Origin of the sequence: Ruminococcus sp., assembly GCF_017650195.1 — a bacterium.
Taxonomy (GTDB): domain Bacteria; phylum Bacillota; class Clostridia; order Oscillospirales; family Ruminococcaceae; genus Ruminococcus.
Genome location: NZ_JAGCFH010000175.1, coordinates 1 through 6,029, shown reverse-complemented (window position 1 = coordinate 6,029; position 6,029 = coordinate 1). Strand labels below are relative to the sequence as shown.

Sequence of the window (6,029 nt, the reverse complement as noted above, 5' to 3'; positions counted from 1 at the left end):
CCTGATTACAACAACAGGACTATTTCAATTTCTATACGATTCAGAGTATATTTTCTTATCAAAAGGTTGCAAACTCTTACAATTCATTGACAATATTACAGCTTTCCTACAGCGATATGTATGCGTGAAAACCTTCCCCTGACCTACACTTATTTATATAGAGATAAAAAAATGAAAAAAATTCCTTTCAGGGGGTTTTCAAGTATTGACAAATATGCTATAATATATTTATCAGTTTATCAAAAGCTGGTGAAACAAGGGGAATTATAACGAAAGTGTATAGATTGCACTTTGGATTTTATGGCGTATATGGAGAACTTTTTATGAAAAACAATTCTTATGATTCTGTAAAACAGGCAGCGCTGAAACGCTATTTCAGCCGTATGAACGATATGCAGCAGGAGGCTGTTTTCACCGTTAACGGACCTGTACTTGTACTTGCCGGCGCGGGAAGCGGTAAAACAACTGTTATCGTCAACCGTATCGCAAATATGATAAATTTCGGCAACGCATACTTCGATACCTCTCGTAAGGGCAGCAAGGAGGATATAGCTTTTCTTCAGGACTATGCTGACGGAAAGACAGACGACTTCGATACTCTCAGGGATATCGTTGCCGTTGACCCCGTGCGTCCTTGGAACATTCTTGCAATAACCTTCACGAACAAGGCTGCCGGCGAGCTTAAAGAGAGACTTTCCTCAATGCTCGGCGAAGAGGCTATGAATATCAACGCCTCCACCTTCCATTCAGCCTGTGTGAGAATACTCAGAAGCGAGATAGAAGCCCTCGGCTACGGCAGGGACTTCACTATATATGATTCCGACGACAGCCAGAGAATGATAAAGAATGTAATGACTGAACTCGACGTATCGGAAAAACAGCTGGCTCCTAAGGCTGTCCTCAGCGAGATAAGCATAGCCAAGGACAAGATGATAGGACCTGAAGAGCTTCGTTCGGAGGCAGGACAGGACTACCGCAAAAAAATGGTGGCAAAACTCTATGCCATTTATCAGGAGAGAATGAAAGCGGCAAACGCTCTAGATTTCGACGATATCCTCGTGCTTGCCGTGGAACTTTTCGAGCAGTTCCCGGAGGTTCTGGAAAAATACCGCAGTCGATTCAAATACATAATGGTGGACGAGTATCAGGACACAAACCACGTACAGTTCAGGCTCGTGTCTCTTCTTTCCGGAGGACACAGCAATATATGCGTGGTGGGAGATGACGACCAGAGCATATACCGCTTCCGCGGCGCTAATATAGAGAATATACTCGGCTTTGAGAATCAGTTCGAGGGAGCAAAGGTAATACGCCTCGAGCAGAATTACCGTTCCACGCAGACTATACTCGATGCGGCAAACTCAGTAATAAGCCACAATAACAGCCGCAAGCCCAAGACTCTCTGGACCTCCGGTGAGCCGGGTGACAAGGTATACTGGTACAAAGCTGTAGACGACACTGATGAAGCTCAATTCATAGCAGACACCATACTTGAAAAATATAAGGAAACCGGACGTTTCTCCGATAACGCTGTCCTCTACCGCATGAACGCCCAGTCAAACTCTATAGAGCGTATGCTGGTGAAATGCGGCATACCCTACCGTGTATACGGCGGTATGCGATTCTATGACCGCAAGGAGATAAAGGACGTCACTTCTTACCTCAGCTTTATCAACAACCATAACGATATGCTCAGGTTCAGACGTATAATCAACGAACCAAAGCGTGGCATAGGTGACTCCACGCTTACAGTAATAGAAGATATAAGCCGCGATCTTAAGATATCTCCCTTCGAGGTACTCAAAAACTGCGACGAGTACGCTCCCCTTTCCAAGAAGCTTTCGCCGCTGAAAAGCGCTTATCAGATGTTCGAGATGCTCACCGAGAAGTCGGAGGAACTCCCTCTTGACGAATTTCTCGACCTGCTCCTCGATAAGACAGGCTATCTTGACAGCCTTAAGACTCTCGAAAACGCAGAAGTAAAGATAGAGAACGTGCAGGAGCTCCGCACCTCCATAGTTCAGTATATGGAACAGGCGGAGGAACCCACACTTGGCGGCTTCCTTGAGGAAGTAGCTCTGTATACCGAGGCTGACCGCGACAACGGCAGCGACGACAAGGTAACCCTTATGACCATACACTCTGCAAAGGGACTGGAATATGAAAACGTATTCGTAACGGGTATGGACGACGGTATCTTCCCAAGCTCACGTTCCTTTGACAGTGAGGACGATATGGAGGAGGAAAGGCGTCTCGCCTATGTTGCCATCACCCGCGCAAAGAAGCGTCTTTATCTCACCAATGCAAGACAGCGTATGCTCTTCGGTCAGACTCAGCACAATGTCACCTCACGTTTTATGCGCGAGATAGGCAGTGAGCTCGTTGAAAAGCATGACAATGCCGCAGCTATGAAGCAGCAGCTGGATGAGAACGACAAGTCCGTAACTGAGATGCATTCCGCAACTCTCCAGCAGCAGCTGGCAAGTAGCAAGAAGAACGCAGCAGCACCCAAGGAGGCTGTTGCTTATGCCGCAGGAGAAAAGGTTTCCCACAGCATATTCGGCGAGGGAGTGATAGTCTCCGTTAAGCCAATGGCAAACGATTCCATGCTTGAAATAGCCTTTGACAAGGTCGGCACAAAGAAAATAATGGCAAATTACGCAAAGCTGAAAAAGCTCTGATGATATCCTTCGGAAAAGAGGCATATTGAAATGAGAAAAACAAAGATAGTATGTACGATAGGTCCGGCTACAGACGACGAACTGATAATGCGAGAACTCATGCTCGCTGGCATGAACGTTGCCCGTTTCAACTTTTCCCACGGAGACTATGAGACCCACGAAAAGCGTTTCCGCGTTATTGAAAGGCTCAGGAAGGAACTGGATATGCCTATCGCTACCCTTCTTGACACAAAGGGTCCTGAGATAAGACTCGGCAAATTCGTTGACGATAAACCCGTCGAGATACACGACGGTGATACCTATACCCTCACCACAGAGGATGTGCTCTGCACAGACAAAATAGGCAGCATCAGCTTCAAGAAGCTCCCCCGTGACGTCAGCATGGGCACGAGGATACTTATCAACGACGGAGTTATCGAGCTTCTTGCAGAAAAAGTAACAACCACAGAGATAGTCTGTCGCGTAATACACGGCGGAACGCTTTCAAATAATAAGGGAATAAACGTACCCGGAGTAAAGCTCTCCATGCCATATCTCAGTGAAAGAGATATGGACGACCTCGAATTCGGCTCAAAAATGGGCTTCGACTTCATCGCCGCAAGCTTTGTCCGCACCGCTGCTGATATCAACTATCTGAGAAAGTTCACGCAGAGCCTCGGCTGGTTCGACGTAAGAATAATCGCCAAAATAGAGAATACAGACGGTGTCGAGAACATCGATGAGATACTGGAAGCCGCAGACGGTATCATGGTAGCCCGCGGAGACATGGGCGTAGAGATTCCTTTTGAGCAGATACCTGCAATACAGAAGTCACTTATAAAGAAGGGCTACAACGCAGGAAAACAGGTAATAACCGCTACTCAGATGCTGGAGTCCATGATAACAAATCCCCGCCCAACCCGTGCGGAGATTACCGATGTTGCCAACGCTATATACGATGGCACTAGCGCTATAATGCTCTCAGGCGAGACCGCAGCCGGTTCATACCCTGTTGAAGCTGTAAAGACTATGGCTCTCATTGCCGAGACAACTGAAAACAATATCAACTACAAGACACGCTTTTCTTCACGCCGTGCAGAGCAGAACGGAAGCGTTGCAGAGGCTATCGCCCACGCTACTGTTACTACCGCTCACGACCTGAATGCAAGAGCTATCATAACAGTATCCCTCGGCGGACAGACTGCGAGACTTATTTCCAAATACCGTCCCAGCTGTCCTATCATAAGCTGTACCATGAGCGAGGTCGTATGCCGTCAGATGAATATGAGCTGGGGCGTTATCCCCTTCATCATCGACGAAAAGACCAACACTGATGATCTCTTTGCCGCAGCAGTCGACGCTGCCGAGTCACACAGACTCGTTGAGGACGGCGATCTTGTGGCTATCACTGCAGGCGTTCCCCTCGGAGTATCGGGTACAACGAATCTAATGAAAGTTGAAAAAATAGGTAAATAACATGTCTGTAGCAAAACGCAACAGGATCGTTGAGATAATAGTTGGAATACTAATAATAGTATATACACTGAGCATACTATATAAATTATTTCAGTTTTATTCTCAAAAGTTTGATTTATCACATCTGGGTGATATGAAGCTGAAAGAATTAGTGGTATATGATAGATATTTTCTAATCTATCTTTTTTATATGCTGATCGGTGTAATGCTCATATTCAGGATATACCGCGGATTACCTATAAAAATAGCGTATTGTATAACAGGCTTGATAGCCTTTTTATGCTCTAACGGATTGATAATTATATATAGACATTTTACTTCGTATGACGGTGTGTATACAATTGGCAGAATGCCTACCTATTTAATGATAAAGTATGTTGGCGGAAGCATTATACTTGGAGTGGCAATATTCATTGGTTTTATGGCCATGAACAGGAATAATATATGGAAGTCCAGAAAGCATATACTGATTTACACCTATATAGCTTTAGGACTTCTTGCTGTGATAAACGCATTTAATTTATTGACGGCATGCGTGATATTTCTTCCACTGCTCATGCAGGACAGCACTGTAAATAAAAGTAAAAAGGCTATAGCAGGTGAAACTGCTCTTGTCATTCTTTTTTTACCTAAGTGGGTAGCAGAGCATATCGTAAAATTACTGTTGCATGGAGGCTCCGAGTTCAGAAAGCTACTGACAGGAGTGAGACGCGTCAGTAAATACAGTGATGACTCTTACCTATACATATGCGTAACGATATTACTTCTGGCACTTGCTTTTCTTGCTCCGCTTATGGTATTTGAGAGAGTGTTTAATGGAACAGAAAAGCAGCCTGTAGTTATTGACAACGCTGATAAAGCTGAGAACACGGAAACCAAAGAAGATGGCGACGATAACAACTAACCGTCTTATGCTCCGCCCCCTTACCATTGACGACGCGGAAGCCGCTTTTGAGTGGACAGGTGACGAGAGAGTGGCAAGGTACATGATATACTCCACCCACGAAAGTGTTGAGACCACAAAGGAATGGCTAAGGAGTATAAACACATCGGATACTGCATACGAGTTCGGTTTTGTTCGCAGAAGCGATAATAAGCTCATAGGTGCAGGCGGTATAAGGCTCAAAGAGGACGGTTTCTGGGAGTTCGGCTACAATCTCCGCTATGACTGCTGGGGCATGGGCTACACCACAGAGGCTGTAAAAGCTATGATGGACTTTGTACGCCGGAGCTTCGGCGAAGTCCGCTTCAAGGCTATGTGCGCGGATGAGAATACAGCCTCCGCACACGTAATAGAAAAGTGCGGACTTGTTTTCAAAGGATATGGCGAGTATTCAAGCTACGACGGAAAGAAGACCTTTAAAGCCAGAATATACGTCTCAAAGGAGTAGATCAATGTCCCCAAGTACACAAAAAAAGATGCGCAGAATAGAGATTTTCACCGGTTGCGCTCTTTCAGCAATTGTTATAATTTCTTTGCATTTTTATTTAGGTTACTCTGATCCAGAAGGCGCTTATAATGTTGTCGATTCCATATTTTTATCTTTGCCAGTTGCATTTATGTCCACATTGCCGTTTTTTTCTTTACTGATAGTTTCAATACTATTCATTATCGGTAAGTTCAGGAACCCTCCTGCAAGGTATATCACAGGAACTCTTCTTTCTCTGACAGCTATGTCAAATATCTGGCAGGTTACAAGAGAGTTGGAGTGGAATATTTCGCGCAATGCAAATAGTATCCTTGATAGTTATATTGTCTGTTATTTTATCATTGCAGCATGCTCGGTAATATGTTCTCTCACTTATTTCGGAGTTATTCGCTTCAGAAAAAAAGGCAGCCTTCAACTGCTTACATATATTTTTGCTATTTTACTCATAATATCAGTAATATTG

At 44.8% G+C, this 6,029-nt stretch carries 5 protein-coding genes; 4 read left to right on the top strand and 1 reads right to left on the bottom strand.

Features of this window, described 5'->3' with window-relative positions; all coding sequences use genetic code 11:
• Nucleotides 1–323: 323 nt before the first annotated feature.
• The 4 genes from J6U00_RS08185 (at nt 324) to J6U00_RS08170 (ending at nt 5,527) form a co-directional block, all read left to right on the top strand.
• A complete protein-coding gene (locus tag J6U00_RS08185; protein WP_296580883.1) occupies nt 324–2,681 on the top strand; it encodes a UvrD-helicase domain-containing protein in 2,358 nt (785 codons plus the stop codon).
• A 30-nt stretch (nt 2,682–2,711) separates the two neighbouring features.
• Nucleotides 2,712–4,136, top strand: a complete 1,425-nt coding sequence (gene pyk, locus J6U00_RS08180) for a pyruvate kinase (protein WP_296580881.1) — start codon at nt 2,712–2,714, stop codon at nt 4,134–4,136.
• Between the two features lie 349 nt (nt 4,137–4,485).
• Nucleotides 4,486–5,040: a hypothetical protein gene (locus tag J6U00_RS08175; protein WP_296580879.1), complete on the top strand. Its 555-nt coding sequence runs from the start codon at nt 4,486–4,488 to the stop codon at nt 5,038–5,040.
• The gene (locus J6U00_RS08170; RefSeq protein WP_296580877.1) at nt 5,021–5,527 is read left to right on the top strand and encodes a GNAT family N-acetyltransferase; all 507 of its coding nucleotides are present in this window, start codon (nt 5,021–5,023) and stop codon (nt 5,525–5,527) included. The genes J6U00_RS08175 and J6U00_RS08170 overlap by 20 nt, the downstream gene beginning before the upstream one ends.
• A gap of 123 nt (nt 5,528–5,650) precedes the next feature.
• On the opposite strand, the gene J6U00_RS08165 is transcribed toward J6U00_RS08170, so the two are convergent.
• Nucleotides 5,651–5,863, bottom strand: a complete 213-nt coding sequence (locus J6U00_RS08165) for a hypothetical protein (protein WP_296580875.1) — start codon at nt 5,861–5,863, stop codon at nt 5,651–5,653.
• Nucleotides 5,864–6,029: the final 166 nt, after the last annotated feature.

Excerpts from the sequence above, each read along its gene's own strand:
- J6U00_RS08170 (WP_296580877.1), top strand. The coding sequence starts at position 5,021 with ATGGCGACGATAACAACTAACCGTCTTATGCTCCGCCCCCTTACCATT.
- J6U00_RS08175 (WP_296580879.1), top strand. The coding sequence starts at position 4,486 with ATGCCTACCTATTTAATGATAAAGTATGTTGGCGGAAGCATTATACTT.
- J6U00_RS08185 (WP_296580883.1), top strand. The coding sequence starts at position 324 with ATGAAAAACAATTCTTATGATTCTGTAAAACAGGCAGCGCTGAAACGC.
- pyk (WP_296580881.1), top strand. The coding sequence starts at position 2,712 with ATGAGAAAAACAAAGATAGTATGTACGATAGGTCCGGCTACAGACGAC.